General features: G+C 72.0%; 21 protein-coding genes and 1 pseudogene. 15 read left to right on the top strand and 7 right to left on the bottom strand.

All coding sequences use genetic code 11. The annotated features are described in order from the left end of the window. Both GTW40_RS04535 and GTW40_RS04530 read right to left on the bottom strand, forming a co-directional pair. A partial coding sequence (locus GTW40_RS04535) for a carboxylesterase family protein (RefSeq protein ID WP_202485372.1) occupies window positions 1-964 on the bottom strand: 964 nt, incomplete at its 3' end. A 236-nt stretch (window positions 965-1,200) separates the two neighbouring features. Then, window positions 1,201-2,355, bottom strand: coding sequence for a YihY/virulence factor BrkB family protein (locus GTW40_RS04530; RefSeq protein ID WP_343245613.1), 1,155 nt, complete (start codon window positions 2,353-2,355; stop codon window positions 1,201-1,203). Window positions 2,356-2,872: 517 nt separating this feature from the next. On the opposite strand from GTW40_RS04530, the gene GTW40_RS04525 reads away from it, so the two are divergent. The 14 genes from GTW40_RS04525 (at window position 2,873) to GTW40_RS04460 (ending at window position 15,922) form a co-directional block, all read left to right on the top strand. Then, the gene (locus GTW40_RS04525) at window positions 2,873-4,198 is read left to right on the top strand and encodes a GAF domain-containing protein (RefSeq protein ID WP_161178843.1); all 1,326 of its coding nucleotides are present in this window, start codon (window positions 2,873-2,875) and stop codon (window positions 4,196-4,198) included. Between the two features lie 152 nt (window positions 4,199-4,350). After that, a complete protein-coding gene (locus GTW40_RS04520) occupies window positions 4,351-5,694 on the top strand; it encodes a hypothetical protein (protein ID WP_161178842.1) in 1,344 nt (447 codons plus the stop codon). Window positions 5,695-5,742: 48 nt separating this feature from the next. Further along, window positions 5,743-6,318 (top strand): GNAT family N-acetyltransferase, encoded by a 576-nt coding sequence (locus tag GTW40_RS04515; protein WP_161178841.1) that lies wholly within the window; start codon window positions 5,743-5,745, stop codon window positions 6,316-6,318. Between the two features lie 118 nt (window positions 6,319-6,436). Beyond that, window positions 6,437-6,520 carry a putative leader peptide gene (locus GTW40_RS33675; protein WP_309486338.1) on the top strand — a complete coding sequence of 28 codons (84 nt, stop codon included), beginning with the start codon at window positions 6,437-6,439 and terminating at the stop codon, window positions 6,518-6,520. 123 nt (window positions 6,521-6,643) lie between these two features. Then, complete coding sequence (locus tag GTW40_RS04510; protein ID WP_161178840.1) at window positions 6,644-8,341, top strand: nitrite/sulfite reductase; 1,698 nt, start codon at window positions 6,644-6,646, stop codon at window positions 8,339-8,341. Further along, complete coding sequence (locus tag GTW40_RS04505; RefSeq protein ID WP_161178839.1) at window positions 8,338-8,520, top strand: hypothetical protein; 183 nt, start codon at window positions 8,338-8,340, stop codon at window positions 8,518-8,520. Before GTW40_RS04510 ends, GTW40_RS04505 begins: the two co-directional genes overlap by 4 nt. Further along, window positions 8,517-9,227, top strand: coding sequence for a phosphoadenylyl-sulfate reductase (locus tag GTW40_RS04500; protein ID WP_161178838.1), 711 nt, complete (start codon window positions 8,517-8,519; stop codon window positions 9,225-9,227). The genes GTW40_RS04505 and GTW40_RS04500 overlap by 4 nt, the downstream gene beginning before the upstream one ends. An 11-nt stretch (window positions 9,228-9,238) precedes the next feature. Then, window positions 9,239-9,805, top strand: a complete 567-nt coding sequence (cysC, locus tag GTW40_RS04495) for an adenylyl-sulfate kinase (RefSeq protein ID WP_161178837.1) — start codon at window positions 9,239-9,241, stop codon at window positions 9,803-9,805. Further along, complete coding sequence (cysD, locus tag GTW40_RS04490) at window positions 9,802-10,746, top strand: sulfate adenylyltransferase subunit CysD (protein WP_161178836.1); 945 nt, start codon at window positions 9,802-9,804, stop codon at window positions 10,744-10,746. Before cysC ends, cysD begins: the two co-directional genes overlap by 4 nt. A gap of 2 nt (window positions 10,747-10,748) precedes the next feature. After that, a complete protein-coding gene (locus tag GTW40_RS04485) occupies window positions 10,749-12,083 on the top strand; it encodes a GTP-binding protein (protein WP_161178835.1) in 1,335 nt (444 codons plus the stop codon). A 279-nt stretch (window positions 12,084-12,362) separates the two neighbouring features. Beyond that, window positions 12,363-13,475 carry an aliphatic sulfonate ABC transporter substrate-binding protein gene (locus tag GTW40_RS04475; RefSeq protein WP_161178833.1) on the top strand — a complete coding sequence of 371 codons (1,113 nt, stop codon included), beginning with the start codon at window positions 12,363-12,365 and terminating at the stop codon, window positions 13,473-13,475. Window positions 13,476-13,509: 34 nt separating this feature from the next. Then, on the top strand, window positions 13,510-14,289 hold the full coding sequence (locus GTW40_RS04470; protein ID WP_161178832.1) for an ABC transporter ATP-binding protein: 780 nt from the start codon (window positions 13,510-13,512) through the stop codon (window positions 14,287-14,289). After that, the gene (locus GTW40_RS04465) at window positions 14,276-15,175 is read left to right on the top strand and encodes an ABC transporter permease (RefSeq protein ID WP_161178831.1); all 900 of its coding nucleotides are present in this window, start codon (window positions 14,276-14,278) and stop codon (window positions 15,173-15,175) included. Before GTW40_RS04470 ends, GTW40_RS04465 begins: the two co-directional genes overlap by 14 nt. Window positions 15,176-15,181: 6 nt before the next feature. Next, window positions 15,182-15,922, top strand: a complete 741-nt coding sequence (locus GTW40_RS04460; RefSeq protein ID WP_161178830.1) for a sirohydrochlorin chelatase — start codon at window positions 15,182-15,184, stop codon at window positions 15,920-15,922. A 58-nt stretch (window positions 15,923-15,980) separates the two neighbouring features. On the opposite strand, the gene GTW40_RS04455 is transcribed toward GTW40_RS04460, so the two are convergent. From GTW40_RS04455 to GTW40_RS04435, 5 genes are all read right to left on the bottom strand, one after another. After that, window positions 15,981-16,292, bottom strand: coding sequence for a hypothetical protein (locus GTW40_RS04455; protein WP_161178829.1), 312 nt, complete (start codon window positions 16,290-16,292; stop codon window positions 15,981-15,983). A gap of 283 nt (window positions 16,293-16,575) precedes the next feature. Then, window positions 16,576-17,124 carry a DUF1697 domain-containing protein gene (locus GTW40_RS04450; protein ID WP_161178828.1) on the bottom strand — a complete coding sequence of 183 codons (549 nt, stop codon included), beginning with the start codon at window positions 17,122-17,124 and terminating at the stop codon, window positions 16,576-16,578. Window positions 17,125-17,311: 187 nt separating this feature from the next. After that, window positions 17,312-18,601: a sugar ABC transporter substrate-binding protein gene (locus GTW40_RS04445; protein ID WP_161178827.1), complete on the bottom strand. Its 1,290-nt coding sequence runs from the start codon at window positions 18,599-18,601 to the stop codon at window positions 17,312-17,314. Continuing rightward, window positions 18,601-19,434 (bottom strand): carbohydrate ABC transporter permease, encoded by an 834-nt coding sequence (locus GTW40_RS04440; RefSeq protein WP_161178826.1) that lies wholly within the window; start codon window positions 19,432-19,434, stop codon window positions 18,601-18,603. Before GTW40_RS04440 ends, GTW40_RS04445 begins: the two co-directional genes overlap by 1 nt. Then, on the bottom strand, window positions 19,434-20,351 hold the full coding sequence (locus GTW40_RS04435; protein WP_161178825.1) for a sugar ABC transporter permease: 918 nt from the start codon (window positions 20,349-20,351) through the stop codon (window positions 19,434-19,436). Before GTW40_RS04435 ends, GTW40_RS04440 begins: the two co-directional genes overlap by 1 nt. A gap of 189 nt (window positions 20,352-20,540) precedes the next feature. Between GTW40_RS04435 and GTW40_RS04430 the strand changes: the two are divergent. Further along, window positions 20,541-20,726: pseudogene (locus tag GTW40_RS04430) on the top strand (aminoglycoside phosphotransferase family protein); the annotation flags it as partial.

Here is a 20,726-nt window from a genome sequence, read left to right as displayed (position 1 = left end):
GCCCGCCGGGGACCAGCCACAGCCGGTACTCGTCCCGGGTCCAGCCCATCAGCAGGTCCACGCCGGGTGCCGCCGTGCCGTCGACCAGGGACTGAACCGGGTCGGCGGGCACGAGGTCGCCGTCCGGGACGACGCCGAAGGCGGGGCCGCCGAGCACGGGGCTGCTCAGCCGCCCCACCTCGGCCTGGGCGCGCAGCAGCAGGTCCCGGTCGACGGCGGCGAAGGCGGCCGCGGTGGCCGGGACCTTCAGCCGGGCGGCCATACGGCGCACCATCCGCCGCACCTTGTCGCGCTCGGAGACCTCCGGCGCGCCGCTCTGCAGGACGGCCCGCCGGACCAGGCCCCGGGACTCGGGGACGGTGAGCAGGACGCCGACGCTGATGGCACCGGCCGACTGACCGGCAAGGGTGACGTTCGCCGGGTCGCCGCCGAAGGCCGCGATGTTCTCGTGGACCCAGCGCAGGGCGGCGAGCTGGTCGCGCAGGCCGGGGTTGGCGGGCGCGTCCGGGAACAGTCCGTAGCCCTCGATGCCGAGCCGGTAGTTGACCGAGACGAGGACGACCCCGTCACGGGCGAAGGCACCGCCGCCGTACACCGGTACGGCCGAGGAACCCCTGGTCAGGGCACCGCCGTGCAGCCAGACCAGGACGGGGAGCCGGGCGCCGGGACCGGGCTCGGGGGTCCAGACGTTGAGGTTCAGGCACGCGTCGCCGGGGATCACCGGGTCGGAGAGGTAGCCGGAGAACGCCTCGGAGTACGGCACCTGCGGCGCGGTCGGGCCGTAGTCCCCGGCGTCGCGCACCCCGTCCCAGGGCGCGTGCGGCTGAGGCGGCCGGAACCGCCGGGGGCCGAAGGGCGGTGCGGCGTACGGGATGCCCCGGAACACGGCGACGTCCTGCTCGTACCGGCCGCGGACGGCCCCTTGCCGCGTGCGGACCACCGGGTCCGTCCGGTCTGCGGTCATCGCCCACCAGCCCTTCGCCGCGCACATGTGCCGATCACACACAGAGCGTGTGGCGGTCACTCATGGCACCACAGAGGCGCTCATGGCACCACATAGGAGAGCACCACATGTCAGAGCGCCGCACAGGGCGGGTGTATTCCCTTGCACGGACCCGTGCAACACCCCTCCGCGCACCGGGCAGACCGGACGCACCGGGCGACCCGCGCAGGCCACCGCACGCGGCCCGCGCGCCCCGCTCACCTCTCCGGGTGCCCCCGGTCCTTGTCGCCCTTGTGCGTGTGGTGGGTGTTCCTGGCATGGGTGCGGAGCCGCCCGGTGATGTCCTCGGGGGGCAGGAAACGGGACCAGCGTTCGGGGAACTCGGAGGGCATGTCGGGGTCGTCCGGATCGCTCTCGCGGGCCGCGGCGGCCCGGGCCACGTACTCGGCGATCTGGACCTCGCGCTGACGTTCGTTGGCCTCGCGGGCGGCGGCCGTGGCGGCGGCGGGCCAGACCCGGTCAATGGCGGCGTTCACCGCCGCGCCGACGAGCACGGCGAACGCGGACACACCGATCCACAGCAGCACGGCGACGGCGGCCGCCAGTGAGCCGTAGATGGTGGCGCCCTCGATGGTGTGGGTGAGATACACCCGCAGCAGAAGGCTGCCGAGGACCCACATGGCGAGCGCGACCAGGGCGCCGGGCACGTCCTCGATCCATGGGGAGCGGACCGGGACGGAGACGTGGTAGAGCGTGGTCAGGAAGACGATGGACAGGACGATGACGACGGGCCAGTAGAGCACCTTGACGACCGTCGCGGACCAGGGCAGGACGCCGACCACCGCGTCCGGTCCGGCCACCATCAGCGGCAGCGCCACCGAGCCGATCAGCAGGGCCACGATGAACAGCAGGAACGCCATGATGCGGGTCTTGACGATGCCCCGGACGCCGTCGAGGCCGTACATGACGGTGATGGTGTCGATGAAGACGTTCACCGCGCGGGAGCCCGACCAGAGGGCGAACAGGAAGCCGATGGAGATGACGTCGGGTCTGCCGCCCTTCATCACGTCGTCCAGGATCGGCTCGGCGATCTCCTTGACGCCCTTGTTCGACAGGACGGTGCGCGAGGCCTCCAGGAGGTTGGTCTCCAGGCTGTGGATGGTGTCGGCGCCGGTCCAGTCGTCGACGTAGCCGAGGAGACCGATGAGGCTGAGCAGCAGGGGCGGGACGGACAGCAGCGTGAAGAAGGCCGCCTCGGCCGCGAGGCCCAGAATGCGGTACTCCATGCAGGAATTGACGGTGTCCGTCAGCAGCAGCCAGGCGGTCCTCCGCTTGGAGACGTTCCGGTAAAGGGCTCTGGCCCGGTGGAGGCGGCCCCGGAGCCGCTCGGGGGTTTCACTTGCTGACTGCACGTCCTAACGGTATCCGGCGCGGCGCGCGGCCCTCACCTCGCGGGGCGGAACGCCTGTGCCGCGCGGCAGATGAGCGCGCATGTGACGGGGTGTGGACGGCCGGAGCGTGGACGGGCCGGAGCGTGGACGGGCCGTTCGCTCGCGCCGGGCGGCGCCGGTGTCCCCGCGTCGGCCCGCGGTCCGCCGGTCCGGTCCGCCCGGTCCGGTCCGCCCGGTCCGGTCCGCCCGGTCGCCGGGCCCCGGGGTCGCGGGGGTGGTGCTGCGCCGACACGGCACCACCCCCGCCCCTCGGGCCCCTTGGAGGGCGCACGCACCGCCCGGGGGCGGCGCAGGGCTCAAGTGTCGGTGCGCCCCGTGCCGTTCACCAGGGTTGCAGGGGGTTGCAACTTGTAGCCGAGAGTGCGCAGACCGGTGTGCCCGGCCCCCACTCGGCGGCAGTATGGGAGCCGCCATCCCGGAAGCCGCCGCCGGGTTGGCGCGACACATGTGTTGGACGCCTATCTTCCGGGAGGCGCAAGTGGTGGACCCGCCCATGAACATGGCGCGGCTGGCCGCCGTGGACGCGGCGCAGGCGGCGCGGGTGCTGAACGAGGTCCGCGAGGCCCGGCTCGCCGGGAAACACGCGCGGATCGCGCCCCGGCCGGTGATCGAGCAGTCCTGGGCGCGGATGCTGCGCAGCGGCGTGGACCCCGAACACGGCCGTGGCTCGCCGCTGCTGTCCCCCGAGGAGGTCGGACGCAGACGACGGGAGTCGCCGCTGCGGCACGTGCTGCCGGTGCTGCGCGAGGGTCTGCTGTCGGTCGCGGACGTGGCCCGGCACATCATGGTCGTCGCCGACGCCGAGGGCCGCGTGCTGTGGCGCGAGGGCGCCCCGGCGGTGCTGCGCAAGGCCGACGTCCTCGGCTTCGAGGTGGGGGCCGACTGGCGCGAGAACGCGGTCGGCACCAACGGCGTGGGCACGCCCGCGGTCGTACGGCGGCCGGTGCAGGTCTTCGGCGCCGAGCACTTCGTCCGCTCGCACGCCTCCTGGACCTGTTCGGGAGCGCCGATCACCGACCCCCGGGACGGCCGGCTGCTCGGCGTGGTGGACGTGAGCGGCCCGCTGGAGACGATGCACCCGGCGACCCTCGCCTGGGTGGACTCGGTGGCCAAGCTCGCCGAGGCCCGGCTGCGCGAGCTGCATCTGACCTCGCTGGAGCGGCTGCGCACGGTCGGCGCTCCGGTGCTGGCCCGGCTGGAGGGGCGGGCCCTGGTGGTGGACCGGGACGGCTGGACGGCGGCGGTGACCGGGATGCCGTACGTCCGCCGCCTCGCGCTGCCCAACTCCCTGTCGCCGGGCCGCCGCAGGCTGGCCGCGCTGGGTTCGTGCGCGGTGGAGCCGCTGGCCGGGGGCTGGTTGGTGCGGGCGGCGGACGAGACGGCGGCGGGGGTGCGGATGACGCTGGACCTGTCCCGCCCCGGCTGCCGCACGCTGACGGTGTCCGGCGCCGCCGGTCCCTGGTCGCGCGAACTGAGCGCCCGGCACGCCGAGTTGCTGCTGCTCCTGGCCGAACACCGCGCGGGGCGCAGCGCGGCCGGTCTCGCGGAGGACCTGTTCGGCGACGGGTCCAGAACGGTGACGGTGCGCGCGGAGATGTCGCGCGTACGGCGTTATCTGGGCGCGCTGTTGCTGGACCGGCCCTACCGGTTCCGGGAGGACGCGGACGTGGAGGTGCTGCTGCCCGAGGAGCCCGCCGCGCTGCTGCCCCACTCCACCGCACCCGCGCTGGCCCGGCTGCGCGGCCGCGCCCGGACGGCCACCGGGGACGGAATGCGAACACCCGGCCCGAACAGAATGGGGTGAACACCCCCCGAACGCGGGCGTCTTCCCCGCATTTGCGGGGTCCTCCCCCCGGAGCGCCGCTCGCTGCCGTAGCATCCCTGACGGGTCCGCCCAACGGCCTCGCGGTCAACACAACGATCGCCGGGTGCAGTTGGACCGCCTCGGGAGGAGACATGAAGCATCGCGGCAGACACCGCAGGCGCAGACGAGGCATGGCCCTGCGCGCGGTCCTGACCGGGACCGGCCTCGCCCTCACCGCGGCGGCCACGCTGATCAGCGCCTCGCAGGCCACGGTCACCGGCAATCCTGGCGCGCTCACACCGCTCACCGCGCAGGCGGACACCGCCCCGCTGCGGCTCCAGGAGAGCCTGGTGCCCGCGCGTACGCTCGACCGGCTCGCCGGGTCCATGGGGCGCCCGGTCGGGGTGGACGCCGTACTGCGCGACGCCGACCGCGCGATGCGCGTGGGCTCCGCCTGCGACTCCGAGGAGCGCGCCACCCTGCCGCTCACCCCCACCGCCACACGCTCCTACTGCTGGGACCGCGCCGACACCGCCGACACCTCTTGGCGCCCCGCCTCGGTGACCACCTCCGGGGACGCGGACGAGGACGGCGTCTGGGGCACGCACCGCGTGGTCCTGACCGGCTGGAGCCACAGCGCCACCGAGGGGTCCGGCGCCGGGCACGGGCTCGCCCGGGTCGCCTTCGCCGACTTCGACGACCCGGCCCGGCCCGTCTACCGCTGGGTGCTCCTCGTGGTGCCCGAGAACGGCGGCAGCGACTACCGGGGGCTGGACTCCGGGATCTCGGGCATGGTCTGGTACGACAACAAACTGCTGGTCAGCGCGGGCCGGGCGGGCACCGAGGCGCTCTACGTCTACGACCTCGACCGCATCCAGCGCACCACCGTGGACGAGCCCGCGATCGGCCGGGTGCCGCACGGCTGGTCGGCGGCAGGGTACCGGTACGTCATGCCCGCCATCGGCTCGTACCGCTTCCACGACGGACGCTGCGGCGCCTCCGGGCCGCCCTGTCCCGGCCCGCTCTCGCTGGACCGGGGCACCTCGCCGGACAGTCTGGTGGCCGGGGAACAGACCCCGGCGAGCGGCGAGCGGCGGACCCGGCTGTGGCGGTACGCGTTCAGCAACGCCCCCGCGCGCGATGGTCTGCTCGCCACCGACTCCACCGGCCGCGCCGACGCGGCCGAGGTGTACCGGACCCGGGCGCGCGGTATCCGGGGTGTGCTCTCCTACCACCGTCCCGGCACGGACATGTCGTCCTGGTACATAGGGACACAGCCGAAGTCGGCGAACGACCGGGGCGGGCTATGGCGTCAGGACATCCGTGGCGCGGCGGCGGCCCGCTGTGGCTCGGACTCCTCCCACCACTGCTGGACGGACCCGGCGGACTCGGCGGGCTCGCTGTCGTACTGGCAGGAGACCGGCGAGGTGTGGTCGCTGTCGGACCGGATGCTGTTCGCGGTGCCGCTGGCGCGGCTGGAGGAGTCGCTGGACTGAGGCGGAAGGGATCGACATGTCCGGCCGTCCGATGATTTTCTGGCCGTCATGAGCAACGTCCCTGTCACCACCTGGTCCCTGGAGCAGAACTCCCCCGCCGACCTCCTGCCGGCCGCCGCGCCGGAGGGCGACGCCGTGCGGATCGTGCGCGCCGAGGTGCCCTCGCCGGAGTTCAGCCGCTTCCTGTACGCCTCGGTGGGCGGTGACATCCGCTGGACCGACCGGCTCGGCTGGAGCCACGCCCGCTGGCGGGAGTACCTGGAGCGGCCCGGCGTGGAGACATGGGTGGCGTACGAACACGGCACCCCGGCCGGATATGTAGAGCTGGACGCCATGGGTGACGGCGTGGTGGAGATCGCCTACTTCGGGCTGCTGCCCGCCTTCCGGGGGCGTGGCATCGGCGGCCACCTGCTGTCGTACGGCACGGCGCGCGCCTGGGACCTGGCGGTGCGGTGGCCCGAGCTGCCGCCGACCAAGCGGGTGTGGCTGCACACGTGCAGCTGGGACGGCGAGTTCGCGCGGGCCAACTACGAGCGGCGCGGGTTCACGCTGTTCAAGACCGAGGTCGAGCCTCGGCCCGCGGCGACGACGCCCGGACCGTGGCCCGGCGCGTTCGCGGAGTGAGCCGCACGGCGGGACGGACGCGGCGGAAGCTCCGCCTCCGTCTCGTCATGCAGAATAGTTGCGTCCAGAATCCGGACAATGGTGGACTGCCCGGAGATCCGCGTGCAACGCTGCCGTCATGTCTGGAACTGGAATCGCCCTGGTGAGTCGACGGCACGTCGATCTCGGCCGCATGTCCAGCGCCATCTGTCCGGCGAGCTGACACACCAGCCCTGCCGATTCTCTTTTCGCTTTTCGCGCACCGCCGCGCACGTGAATGCCCACGTGCGCGCGCACGTGCGCAGGCTGAGCCGATTCCCGCCTGTCCCGTAAGGACTCCAGAACCATGGCCGCCACCCCCCAGCCCCCCGCTGCCTCCGCGCCCCGCCGCAAGGTCAGTCGCCACCGCGGCGAGGGCCAGTGGGCGATGGGACACCACACCCCGCTCAACGGCAACGAACAGCTGAAGAAGGACGACGACGGTCTCAATGTGCGGACACGCATTGAGACGATCTACTCCCGGCGCGGCTTCGACTCCATCGACCCGAACGATCTGCGCGGCCGAATGCGCTGGTGGGGCCTGTACACCCAGCGCAAGCCCGGCATCGACGGCGGCAAGACGGCGGTGCTGGAGCCGGAGGAGCTGGACGACAAGTACTTCATGCTGCGGGTGCGGATCGACGGCGGCCGTCTCACCACCGAGCAGCTGCGCGTGATCGGCGAGGTCTCCGAGGAGTTCGCGCGCGGCACGGCCGACATCACCGACCGGCAGAACATCCAGCTGCACTGGATCCGCATCGAGGACGTGCCCGAGATCTGGAACCGCCTCGAGGCGGTCGGTCTGTCCACGACCGAGGCGTGCGGCGACGTGCCGCGCGTGATCCTCGGTTCGCCGGTCGCGGGCATCGCCGAGGACGAGATCATCGACGGCACCCCGGCGATCGACGAGATCCACCGCCGGATCATCGGCAACAAGGACTTCTCCAACCTCCCGCGCAAGTTCAAGTCCGCGGTCTCGGGCTCGCCGCTGCTGGACGTGGCGCACGAGATCAACGACATCGCGTTCGTGGGCGTCGTGCACCCCGAGCACGGGCCGGGCTTCGACCTGTGGGTGGGCGGCGGACTGTCGACCAACCCCAAGATCGGTGTACGGCTGGGTGCTTGGGTGCCGCTGGACGAGGTGCCCGACGTGTACGAGGGCGTCATCTCGATCTTCCGTGACTACGGCTACCGCAGGCTGCGCAACCGTGCCCGGCTGAAGTTCCTGGTCGCGGACTGGGGCGCGGAGAAGTTCCGGCGGGTGCTGGAGGACGAGTACCTGAAGCGGCCCCTGCTCGACGGCCCCGCGCCCGAACAGCCGGTGGAGCGCTGGCGGGACCACGTGGGGGTGCACCGGCAGCAGGACGGCCTGTTCTACGTCGGGTTCGCGCCGCGTGTCGGCCGGGTGGACGGGGCGACGCTCGCCAAGATCGCCGGTCTCGCGGAGGAGCACGGCTCGGGCCGGGTCCGTACCACCGTCGAGCAGAAGATGATCGTGCTCGACGTCGAGGCCGACCGGGTCGAGTCGCTGGTGGCGGGACTTGAGGCGCTGGATCTGAAGGTCGGCCCCTCGCCGTTCCGGCGCGGCACGATGGCCTGCACCGGCATCGAGTTCTGCAAGCTCGCCATCGTGGAGACCAAGGCGCGCGGCATCTCCCTGATCGACGAACTGGAGCGCCGCCTCCCGGAGTTCGACGAGCCGATCACCATCAACATCAACGGCTGCCCGAACGCCTGCGCCCGTATCCAGGTCGCGGACATCGGCCTCAAGGGCCAGTTGGTCGTGGACGACGACGGCAACCAGGTGGAGGGCTTCCAGGTGCACCTGGGCGGCGCGCTCGGCCTGGAGGCGGGCTTCGGCCGTAAGGTCCGCGGCCTGAAGGTCACTTCGCAGGAACTGCCGGACTACGTGGAGCGGGTGCTGAAGCGCTTCCAGGCCGAGCGCGCGGACGGCGAGCGGTTCGCCGTCTGGGCCGCGCGGGCCTCCGAGGAGGCGCTGTCGTGAGCGAGCGTGCCGCGCCCTTCTACTGCCCCTACTGCGGTGACGAGGACCTGCGCCCCAGCGAGGAAGGACACGGGGCCTGGGAATGCGGGGCCTGCAACCGGGCCTTCCAGCTGAAGTTCCTCGGGCTGCTGGCCCGGGGACTGCGGCGAGCCGACGACGGAGGGGACGGATCAATATGACGGCCACTCAAGCAGAGCGCACCGACGAGGAGTTGCAGCGGCTGGCCGAAGAGGCCGGCCGGGAGCTGGAGGAGGCGTCCGCGCCGGAGATCCTGCGCTGGGCGGTGGACACCTTCGGCGAACGGTTCTGTGTCACCTCCTCCATGGAGGACGCGGTGGTCGCCCACCTCGCCTCACGGGTACGGCCGGGCGTGGACGTGGTGTTCCTGGACACCGGCTACCACTTCCCGGAGACCATCGGCACCCGGGACGCCGTGGCGGCCGTGATGGACGTCAACGTCATCACGCTCACGCCCGCCCGCACGGTGGCCGAACAGGACGCCGAGCACGGCCCGAAGCTGCACGACCGCGACCCCGACCTGTGCTGCGCGCTGCGCAAAGTCCAGCCGCTGGAAGCCGGGTTGACGGGGTATCAGGCGTGGGCGACCGGGCTGCGCCGGGACGAGTCCCCGACCCGGGCGAACACCCCGGTCGTCGGCTGGGACGCGAGGCGCGGCAAGGTCAAGGTCTCCCCCATCGCCCGCTGGACCCAGGACGACGTGGACGCCTATGTCACCGAACACGGCGTCCTGACCAACCCGTTGCTGATGGACGGCTACGCCTCCGTCGGCTGCGCCCCCTGCACCCGCCGGGTGCTTGAGGGCGAGGACGCGCGCGCCGGACGCTGGGCCGGGCGGGCCAAGACCGAGTGCGGACTGCACGGATGACGACCGCACGGATGACGACCGAACCGACTCAGGAGCGACACGTGACGAGCGGAGCCACCGTCTGGCTCACCGGTCTGCCGAGCGCGGGCAAGACCACCATCGCCACCGAACTGGCCGGAGAACTGCGCGCCGGAGGACACCGGGTGGAGGTGCTCGACGGCGACGAGATCCGCGAGTTCCTCTCCGCCGGGCTCGGCTTCACCCGCGAGGACCGGCACACCAACGTCCAGCGCATCGGCTTCGTCGCCGAACTGCTCGCCCGCAACGGCGTGCTGGTGCTGGTGCCGGTGATCGCGCCCTACGCGGACAGCCGGGAGGCCGTGCGCAAGCGGCACGCGGCGGCCGGAACGCCGTATCTGGAGGTGCATGTGGCGACCCCGGTCGAGGTGTGCGGCGAGCGGGACGTGAAGGGGCTGTACGCCCGGCAGGCCGCCGGGGAGCTGACCGGGCTGACCGGTGTGGACGACCCGTACGAGGCGCCCGAGGCGCCGGACCTGCGCATCGAGACGCAGGGGCGGAGCGTGTCGGAGTCCGCGGCCGCGGTGCGCGCGCTGCTCGGCGAGAGGGGACTGGCATGACGACCGTCGCCAAGGTCACGGGCGGCGACGAGGGCACGGACAGCCCGTACGCCCTCTCGCACCTGGACGCGCTGGAGTCCGAGGCGGTGCACATCTTCCGCGAGGTGGCGGGCGAGTTCGAGAACCCGGTGATCCTGTTCTCCGGGGGCAAGGACTCGATCGTCATGCTGCATCTCGCGCTGAAGGCGTTCGCCCCGGCCGCGGTGCCCTTCACGCTGCTCCATGTGGACACCGGACACAACTTCCCCGAGGTGCTGGAGTACCGGGACCGTGTGGTGGCCGCACATGGGCTGCGGCTCCATGTGGCCTCCGTACAGGACTACATCGACCGGGGTGTGCTCAAGGAACGCCCCGACGGCACCCGTAATCCGCTGCAGACGCTGCCGCTGACGGAGAAGATCCGCAGCGAGAAGTTCGACGCGGTCTTCGGCGGCGGCCGCCGGGACGAGGAGAAGGCCCGCGCCAAGGAGCGGGTGTTCTCGCTGCGGGACGAGTTCTCGCAGTGGAACCCGCGCCGCCAGCGCCCGGAGCTGTGGAACCTGTACAACGGCCGGCACGCGCCGGGTGAGCACGTCCGGGTCTTCCCGCTGTCCAACTGGACCGAGCTGGACGTGTGGCAGTACATCGCACGCGAGGAGATCGTGCTCCCGGAGATCTACTTCGCGCACGAGCGCGAGGTGTTCCGGCGCGACGGCATGTGGCTGACGGCGGGCGACTGGGGCGGCCCGAGGGACGACGAGTCCGTGGAGCGGCGCCTGATCCGCTACCGGACGGTCGGGGACATGTCCTGCACGGGCGCGGTGGAGTCCGACGCGGCCACGCTGGACGCGGTGATCGCGGAGATCGCCGCCTCCCGGCTGACCGAGCGCGGCGCGACCCGCGCCGACGACCGGCTCTCCGAGGCCGCGATGGAAGACCGCAAGCGGGAGGGGTACTTCTAGCCATGAGCACGATCACGACCGAGGAGCTCTCGGCCACCACCCTGCTGCGGTTCGCCACGGCGGGCTCCGTGGACGACGGCAAGTCCACGCTCGTCGGACGGCTGCTGCACGACTCCAAGTCGGTCCTCGCCGACCAACTGGAAGCCGTGCAGCGGGTGTCGGTGAGCCGGGGCCAGGAGGCCCCCGACCTGGCGCTGCTCACCGACGGCCTGCGCGCCGAGCGGGAGCAGGGGATCACCATCGACGTGGCGTACCGCTACTTCGCGACCCCGCGCCGCCGGTTCATCCTGGCCGACACGCCGGGCCATGTGGAGTACACCCGCAACATGGTGACCGGCGCGTCCACGGCCGAGCTGACGGTGGTCCTGGTCGACGCGCGCAACGGCGTGGTCGAGCAGACCCGTCGGCACGCCGCCATCGCCGCGCTGCTCCGCGTGCCGCACGTGGTGCTGGCCGTGAACAAGATGGACCTGGTGGACTACGCGGAGCCGGTCTTCGCGAAGATCGCCGCGGAGTTCACGGCGTACGCGACCGAGCTGGGCGTGCCCGAGGTGACCGCGATCCCGATCTCGGCGCTGGCCGGGGACAACGTGGTGGAGCCGTCGGCCCGCATGGACTGGTACGGCGGCCCGACCGTCCTGGAGCATCTGGAGACGGTGCCGGTCAGCCACGACCTGGCGCACTGCCACGCCCGGCTCCCGGTGCAGTACGTGATCCGCCCGCAGACCGCCGAGCACCCCGACTACCGGGGTTACGCGGGGCAGATCGCGGCGGGCACCTTCCGGGTGGGCGACGAGGTCGCGGTGCTGCCGTCCGGGCGCACGACCCGGATCACCGGGATCGACCTGCTCGGGACGCCGGTGGACGTGGCGTGGACGACGCAGTCGGTGACCGTGCTCCTGGAGGACGACATCGACGTCTCGCGCGGCGATCTGATCGTCCCGGCCGAGGACGCGCCCGAGGTCACGCGGGACGTGGAGGCGACCGTGTGCCATGTCGCGGACCAGCCGCTGACCGTCGGGCACCGGGTGCTGCTCAAGCACGGCACCCGCACGGTCAAGGCGATCGTGAAGGACATCCCGTCCCGGCTCACCCTGGCCGACCTCTCGCTGCACCCGCACCCGGGGCAGTTGGTGGCCAACGACATCGGCCGGGTCACGGTGCGTACGGCCGAGCCGCTGCCGGTGGACTCCTACGCCGACTCACGCCGCACGGGCTCCTTCATCCTGATCGACCCGAGCGACGGCACCACCCTGACCGCGGGCATGGTCGGCGAGTCGTTCGCGTCCCCGGAGCCGGTGAAGGACGCGGCCGACGACGAGGGTTGGGACTTCTGACCATGAACTCCCGGGATTTCTACTCGACGTTCGCGAAGGAGGGCGGCCGCGTCGGCAGCGGCGCCCTCGGCAGCGGGCAGGGCGGAGTGGCGCGATGTGCGCGCTGACGTACGCGCACCGCTCGCGCGCCCTGACCCCCCACCCTCCCCCAAGCTCTCGACTTCGCTCGACCAGGGCGGTGCCCCCATCGTCCCGGCACAGACGAAAACCATTTGCCGAACTCCCGGCCACGGACTGAACGTTCCGTGACCGCCGGGCCGACGAGAGGACAAACCTCCCGTGCCTGCCACTCGCGTACCGCTCCCCCGCCGGGGCCTCCCCGTGCTCGCCGTACTCCCCCTGCTGGCCCTCGCGGCCTGCGGTTACGGCTCCGAGGCCGCCAAGGACGACTCCGCCCAGAAGGTCGCCGCCGGGGCGAAGAAGATCGACGGCCTCGACACCGTGAAGATCGGCTACTTCGGCAACCTCACCCACGCGACCGCCCTGGTGGGCCGGGACCGGGGCATCTTCCAGAAGGAACTGGGCGCCACGAAGGCCGAGTACGCCACCTTCAACGCGGGCCCCTCCGAGATCGAGGCGCTCAACTCCGGCTCCATCGACATCGGCTGGATCGGCCCGTCGCCCGCGATCAACGGCTGGACCAAGTCCGGCGGCAAGTCCCTGAAGATCGTCGGCGGTTCGGCGTCCGGCGGGGTCAAGCTGGTCGTGAACCCCAAGAAGGTGAAGTCCCTCAAGGACGTCAGGGGCAAGAAGATCGCCACCCCGCAGCTGGGCAACACCCAGGACGTGGCGTTCCTCAACTGGGCGGCGGAGCAGGGCTGGAAGGTCGACGCGCAGAGCGGCAAGGGCGATGTCACCGTGGTCCGCAGCGACAACAAGGTGACCCCGGACGCCTTCAAGAACGGCTCGATCGACGGCGCCTGGGTGCCGGAGCCGACCGCGTCCAAGCTGGTCGCGGAGGGCGGCAAGGTGCTGCTCGACGAGTCCGACCTGTGGCCGGACAAGAAGTTCGTGATCACCAACATCATCGTGTCGCAGAAGTTCCTCAAGGATCACCCGAAGGCCGTCGAGGCGGTCCTGCGGGCCTCCGTGCGCACCAACAAGTGGATCAACGCCCACCCGGACGAGGCGAAGGCCGCGGCCAACAAGCAGCTGGAGGCCGACTCCGGCAAGGCGCTGCCCGCCGCCGTCCTCGACCCGGCCTGGAAGTCGATCCGGATCACCGACGACCCGCTGGCGGCCACTCTGAACGCCGAGGCCGACCACGCGGTCAAGGCGGGCCTGCTGGAGAAGCCCGCACTGAACGGGATCTACGACCTGACGATCCTCAACAAGGTCCTGGGCGCCGAGGGCGAGCCCAAGGTCGACGCCGCCGGTCTCGGCACGAGCTGACCCGGTACCCGACGATTCCCAGGAGGTGACGACCATGGCCACCACCCTCGCCAAGGCCGGACCGGCGACCGAGTACGCCGTCCGCCTCGATCACGTATCGAAGTCCTTCGCGGGGCCGGGCGGAGCGCAGCCCGTCCTCGACGACATCAGCCTCGACGTCGCGCCGGGTGAGTTCGTCACCCTCCTGGGGGCCTCGGGCTGCGGCAAGTCCACGCTCCTCAACCTGGTGGCGGGCCTGGACCGGCCCACCACCGGGTCCATCGCGACGGACGGCCGCCCCGCTCTGATGTTCCAGGAGCACGCGCTCTTCCCCTGGCTCACGGCGGGCAAGAACATCGAACTCGCCCTGAAACTGAGGGGAGTTCCCAAGTCCGACCGGCGCGCCCGGACCGAGGAGCTGCTCGGCATCGTCCGGCTGAACGGCGCGTACGGCAAGCGGGTGCACGAGCTGTCCGGCGGGATGCGCCAGCGGGTGGCGCTGGCCCGCGCGCTGGCGCAGGAGAGCGGACTGCTCCTGATGGACGAGCCGTTCGCGGCGCTCGACGCCATCACGCGGGACGTGCTGCACGACGAGCTGACCCGCATCTGGGCGGAGACCGGCCTGTCGGTGCTGTTCGTGACGCACAACGTCCGTGAGGCGGTGCGGCTCGCGCAGCGCGTGGTGCTGCTGTCCTCGCGGCCCGGCCGGGTGGCCCGCGAGTGGACGGTGGACATCCCGCAGCCGCGCCGCATCGAGGACGCCCCCGTGGCGGAACTGTCCCTGGAGATCACCGAAGTACTGCGTGGGGAGATCAGCCGCCATGGCAGGCACTGAGACCACGACCACCCCCGAGGCCGCGACCACCGCCGACGGCGGCGTCGAGGCGGGCCTGGACGCGCTGGAGACGGCCGGTACCGGCCGGCCGCCGCTGCGCCGCACCCTCACCACCAAGGTCCTGCCGCCGGTCACCGCCGTGCTGCTGGTCCTGGTGGTGTGGCAGGCGCTGGTGACGTTCAAGGTCGTCGACGACCCGACCAAGCTGCCCCCGCCGTCGGCGGTGTGGCACGTGGTCCAGCACGACTGGCTGGAGGGCAAGCTCCTCGGCTACATCTGGACCAGCGTCTCGCGCGGTCTGCTGGGCTTCCTCCTCGCCCTGCTGATCGGCACCCCGCTGGGGCTGCTGGTGGCGCGGGTGGGGTTCGTGCGGGCGGCCATCGGGCCGATCCTGTCCGGGCTCCAGTCGCTGCCGTCGGTGGCCTGGGTGCCGCCCGCCGTGATGTGGCTGGGCCTGAACAACTCGATGATGTACGCCGTGATCCTGCTCGGCGCGGTCCCCTCCATCGCCAACGGCCTGGTGTCCGGGGTGGACCAGGTGCCCCCGCTGTTCCTGCGAGCGGGCCGCACCATGGGCGCTTCCGGGCTGCGCGGCGTCTGGCACATCCTGTTGCCCGCCGCCCTGCCCGGCTATGTCGCCGGGATGAAGCAGGGCTGGGCGTTCGCGTGGCGCTCGCTCATGGCGGCGGAGATCATCGCGTCCTTCCCCGATCTCGGTGTCGGACTCGGCCAGTTGCTGGAGAACGGCCGCAACGCCCTCGACATGGCCATGGTGTTCGAGGCCATCCTGCTCATCCTGTTCGTCGGCATCGCGATCGACCTGCTGCTCTTCAGTCCGCTGGAGCGGTGGGTGCTGCGCAGCCGCGGCCTGCTGGTGAAGAGCTGAAGTCCCATGGACGACAAGCCCGTTCTCCTCGTCGTCGCCCACGGCAGCCGTGATGCGCGGCACGCGGCGACCGTGCGCGCGCTGGTCGCGCGGGTACGGTCGCTGCGGCCCGGTCTGCATGTGGAGACGGGCTTCCTGGACTTCAACACCCCGTCCGTGAGTCAGGTGTTGGAGTCGCTGGCCGCGCGTGGGGTGCGGGACGTGGTGGCCCAGCCGCTGCTGCTGACCCGCGCCTTCCACGCGAAGGCCGACATCCCGGCCGTCCTGCGCGAGGCACCACCCGGTCTGCGGGTCCGCCAGGCGGAGGTGCTCGGCCCGTCGCCGCTGCTGATCGGGGCGCTGGAGCGTCGTCTGTACGAGGCAGGCGTACGGCACGCCGACCGGGCCGGGACCGGGGTGGTGCTGGCCTCGGCGGGGTCCTCGGACCCCGAGGCGATCGCGGTGATCGAGCGCGTGGCGCGGGAGTGGCGGCGCACCGGCTGGCGTGCCGTGCGGCCCGCGTTCGCCTCCGCCGCCCTGCCCCGCACCGAGGACGCGGTGCGCGAACTGCGCGCGCTCGGCTGCGATCGGGTGGCCGTCGCGCCGTACGTGCTGGCCCCCGGTTTCCTCCCCGACCGCATCGCGCGGGGTGCGGCCGGGGCGGACGTGCTGGCCGACGTGCTGGGCCCGGCGCCGGAGGTGGCGCGTGTGCTGCTGGAGCGCTACGCCGGGGCGGCCGCCTCGCTCCCGGCGCCGGTGGGAGTCTGAGCGGCAGGTCCGCGGGTCAGAGCGGCAGGCACGCGGGTCAGAGCGGCGGGCCCGCGCGTCAGAGCTTGAGCCCGTTGATGAGCCGCTGGGTGTAGGTGAGGCTGCCGGTGCCCGCCCCGGCACCGATGCTGACCGCCTCCAGGGCGGAGCGGATACGGCCCCGGTTGGGCGGCAGCCCGTCCTCGGCCGAGAGCGCCAGCTCGGCCTCGATCGACTCGCCGTAGCCGACGAGCGCCGGATACTCCGCGTGCAGCGCGGCGGTGAGTCCCTCGGCCAGCTCGATCAGGGTCTCCAGTTCGAGCCATCCCCGGGCCGCCGCCTCGTATGCGTACCCGCCGGGCGTGTTGCCGTGCTGGTCGTACGTACTCAAGACCTGTCCTCACTCCTGATCCGGGACCGGAGGCCGACGTTACCGAGAGGGCGGGTGTCCATGCGGGTTCCGGCCAGGGGATGGGGGGCCGAAAACGCCAGGGGGACCGGCCGAAAACCGCTGCCGGCCGTCACCGTGCGCCATGTTTCCAGCGGCTTTCGGTGCGCGTCCCCACAGTTCACTCTCGTACCGTGACACGTGGGCGTCGACTATCGGCCAACCTCATTCCGTAGGCGTGGGGTTGACATCTCGGCCCTGACATGCCCGCGCCGACGCGGTCGGCTCACTGCGCCGTCAGCTCCACCAGCTTGCGCACGGTGTTCCAGTTCCGGGAGGTGGCGATCAGCCCCTTGGTGACGCGCGGCCGTGCCAGCACCTCGGCGAGTTTGCTGCGGCCGAGGCCGTCGGGGACGTACAGGTACAGGCAGCGGTCGCCGAGGCGGAAGTCCTCGGGGAGATACGCGGCGGGGTCGATCCCTGCGAAGCGGTCGGCGGTGACCGGCTCGGAGAAATAGGTGATGTGCAGCTGCTTGGGGGCGAGTTCGTCCGCCGGGAAGGGGCAGGCGTCGGCCACCGCGCTCAGATAGGCGTGGTCGCGCACGATCACGTCGACGGAGAAACCGAAGCGCTCGTGGATGGCCTTGCTCAACTCGGCTTCCAGCGCGGCCTCTTCACGGGTCTCGGCGCTGAACACCGCCTGGCCGCTCTGGAGATGGGTGCGTACGCCGTCGTAACCGAGGCCGGTCAGCAGAGCCCGCAGGTCGGCCATCGGGAGCTTCCTGGCGCCCCCGACGTTGATGCCGCGCAGCAGTGCCGCGTAGGTCGTCGTCATCCGCACACCGTAAGGGGCCGTCGTGCCCCGTGGGGGTGGGCACGACGGCCGTGAACCGGCGGGACCGGTACGTCGGAACTCTCGCGGATCGAGCGGGTCCGGATCAACTCCTACACGCGGCTGTGACTTGTTCAACAAGATTTTGTCCGCGCAAAGTGGATCTACGAAGGGCGGATCGGACACCACGTCAGCGCTGGTAGCGGGCGAGGACGAGGTTGCCGTCCCGTTCCAGTCGGCGACGCAGTTCGGAGAGGCCGATCGCGCCGGAGTAGTACTCCTGGTAGGCCGGGGTGGCCACCTTGTCCTTCCACTCCGGGTAGCCCCGCACGGACTGGGCCGGAGCGGGCCGCAGGTGTGCGGCGAGGGCGGTGCCGGTGGCCCAGCCGTCCTTGGCGGTGTGCAGGGCGGGGTCCTTCAGGGCCTGGGTGCCGGTGGGCAGCATCCAGTCGCCGAGGGCGAGCCGGACCATGTTGGGCGGGCGCAGCAGGAAGTCCAGGAAGGCGGCCGCCTCCTTCTTGTGCGGGCAGTCGGCGGCGATGGACAGGGTCTGCGGGCTGACGCCCTGGGTGAGTCCGTCGGCCCCGGCGGGCGCGGGCAGCACCTCCCAGTCGAAGCCCTTGGGTGCCTGGAGCGCGACCTGCTGGCGGTAGGAGAAACCGAGCGGCACCATGGCGTACCGGCCGCCGAAGAAGCCGGGCAGCGTGTCGGAGCCGCCGCTGCCGAGCGTGGAGGCGGGAGCGCTGTGGTCGACGGCCACCTGGTCGTGGACGGTGCGCGGTACGACGGCGTCCCCGGACCCGAACCGCACGCTCACCTTGCCGTCCGCGCCCTGGTGGAAGAGACGGCCGCCCGCGGAGAGGGAGAGGTTGAGGGTCGCGGAGACGGGCTCCTTGAGCGGCCAGGCCACGCCGTACTTGCCGGGCCCGCTGAGCGTCTTGGTGACCGCCCTGAACTCGTCCCAGGCCCAGGGGTGTTCGGGCGTCGGCACGCGCACCCTGGCCGCGCGCAGCCATGTCGCGTTGGCGATCAGCACCCTCGGTTCCTGGAGGAAGGGCACGCCGTAGACGCCGTCCCCGAAGCGTGCCGTGCCCCAACTGCTCTGTGGGATGTCGGACTTGAGCCGGGGGGAGAGCAGCTCGCCGAGGTCCGCGAGGTAACCCCCGTGGGCGAAGTCGGCCAGGTCGTCGGAGGCGTCGTGGATGACGTCGGGGGCCTCGCCGCCCTCGAAGGAGGTGAGCAGCTGGTCGTGGACCGAGTCCCAACTGCCCTGGACGTACTCGACCTTCACCCGGTCGTGGCTCGCGTTCCACTCCTGGACCAGTTTCTTCGTGGCGGCGACGGACTCGGGCTGCCAGGCGAGGGACTGGAAGCGCAGCACGACCTTGCCGTCGCCGCTGCCCGGCCGGCCGGAGGAGCAGCCCGCGAGGAGCAGGAGGAGCACGACGGCGGCCGCGGCGATCCTGGTGCGCGTCGGCATCAGCTCTTCACCGCCCCGGCGAGCAGACCGCCCGAGAGCCGCTTCTGGACGAGCGCGAAGAAGGCCAGGGAGGGCAGGGTGGCGAGGAAGGCCGCGGCGGCGAGCGGGCCGAGGTCCGCGACGCCCTCCGCGCCGATGAAGTGGGTGAGCACGACCGGCAGCGTCTGTTTGCCGGGGCTCTTGAGCAGGACCAGCGCGAAGAAGAACTCGTTCCAGGCGGTGACGAACGCGAAGAGCGCCGTCGCCGCGATCCCCGGCGCGAGCAGCGGCGCCGTCACCGACACCAGGGTCCGCACCCGTCCGGCGCCGTCCACGGCCGCCGCCTCCTCCAACTCGACCGGCACAGAACGCATTTGCCCGACCAGCAGCCACAGCGCGAATGGCAGCGACCACACCACGTAGACCAGGACGAGGCCGGGCGCCGAGTCGATCAGCCGCAGCCTTCTGAGCAGCAGGAACAGCGGGATGATCAGCAGCACGAAGGGGAACGCCTGGCTGACCACCACCCAGCCGGTGGCCGCGCGGGAGAGCAGCCCGGGGCGCCGGGCGATCACATACGCCATCGGGGTGGCGATCAGTACGGCGACGACGGCGGTCGCGAGTGCCACGAGCAGGGAGGTCAACGCCGCGTGCGCCAGGGGCTGTTCGTCCAGGGCGCGGCGGAAGTTGGCGAGGGTGGGGTGGCGCGGGATCCAGGTGGGGTGCAGGGAGGCCAGTTCGCGGGGCGGCTTGAAGGCGGTGGACAGCAGCCAGAGCAGCGGGAAGGCCAGGAAGACCAGGTAGGCGAGCAGGGCCGCGTACTGGGCGGCGCGTGCGGCGGGGCGGGTCCTCATCAGTCCTCGCCCCCGCGCAGCCGGCCGGCGAGGAACACCGCGAGCAGGACCGAGATCACCGCGACCATCACGCATCCCATCGCCGCCGCGTAGCCGAACTGGCCGTAGCGGAAGGCCTCTTCGTAGGCGAACAGCATGGGCAGCCGGGTGCGGCCGCCGGGCCCGCCGCCGGTGAGCACGTACACCAGGGCGAAGGCGTTGAAGTTCCAGATCAGGTTGAGCGAGGTGACGGCGAGGGCGACGGGCCGCAGCGCGGGCCAGGTGACCGCGCGGAAGCGGCGCCAGGCGCCCGCGCCGTCCACGGCGGCGGCCTCGCGCAGTTCGCGGGGCACGTTCTGGAGTCCGGCGAGCAGAGCGACGGTGGTGCGGGGCATCCCGGCCCAGACGCCGACGACGATGACGGCGGGCAGGGCGGTGGCGAGGGTGCCGAGCCAGTCCCGGCCGCCGCCGAGGCCGAGGTCGCTCAGGGTCTCGTTGAGGACGCCCGCGTCCGGGTTGTAGACCAGGCGCCACATGACGCCGACGACGACCTCGGGCATGGCCCACGGGACGATCGCGAGGGCGCGGGCGAGGCGGCGCAGCCGCAGGTCCTGGTCGAGCAGCAGGGCGAGGCCGAGCGCCAGCAGGAACTGGGGCACGGTGACGCCGACGGCCCACAGCAGGCCGATGCGGAAGGACTCCCAGAACAGGGTGTCGTGCAGCAGGTCCTGGAAGTTGAGGACGCCGGTCCAGCGGGTGGCGGCGGTGCGGCCGGACTGTGCGTCGGTGAACGCGAGCAGGATGCCGTAGAGCAGCGGGCCCACGCTGAGCACGAGGATCGGGATCAGGGCGGGCAGCACCAGGAACCAGGCGCCGTGGTCGCGGGCGGGCGCGGGACGCGCGGCCGGTCGTGCGGTCGTCCGGGCCACCGTCGTCATGGCATCAGCCCCCGTCAGCCCCTTTGCCCCCAGGATTGGCGTGTTCATGGTTGCGAAGGGCCGCCATCGCGTCAAGGGACCGCGCACACGGCCCGACCTGTGCGAATGCAAGACTGGCCGGAGACCGGGGCGTACGGCACCCGGCACAGGCACATGCACAGGCGTGCGAACGGGACACGGAGGCGGACGATGGACGAGGCGCGGGCGCGGGACGTACTGGCCGGGGCGAAGGTGCTGCCCGGTCCGGCGCGGGACGCGCGGCTGCTCGCCCTCGGCGAGAACGCCGTCTTCGCCTCCGGCGGCCTCGTGGTCAAGGTCGGCCGCGACGAGAGCCTGCTGGAGCGCGCCCGGCGTGAGCTGGCCGTCGCGGGCTGG

The organism is Streptomyces sp. SID4985 (assembly GCF_009863025.1).
In the GTDB taxonomy this organism is placed as follows: domain Bacteria; phylum Actinomycetota; class Actinomycetes; order Streptomycetales; family Streptomycetaceae; genus Streptomyces.
Note: the sequence above shows the minus strand (reverse complement) of the source record. Positions and strands in the feature narration are given on the sequence as shown.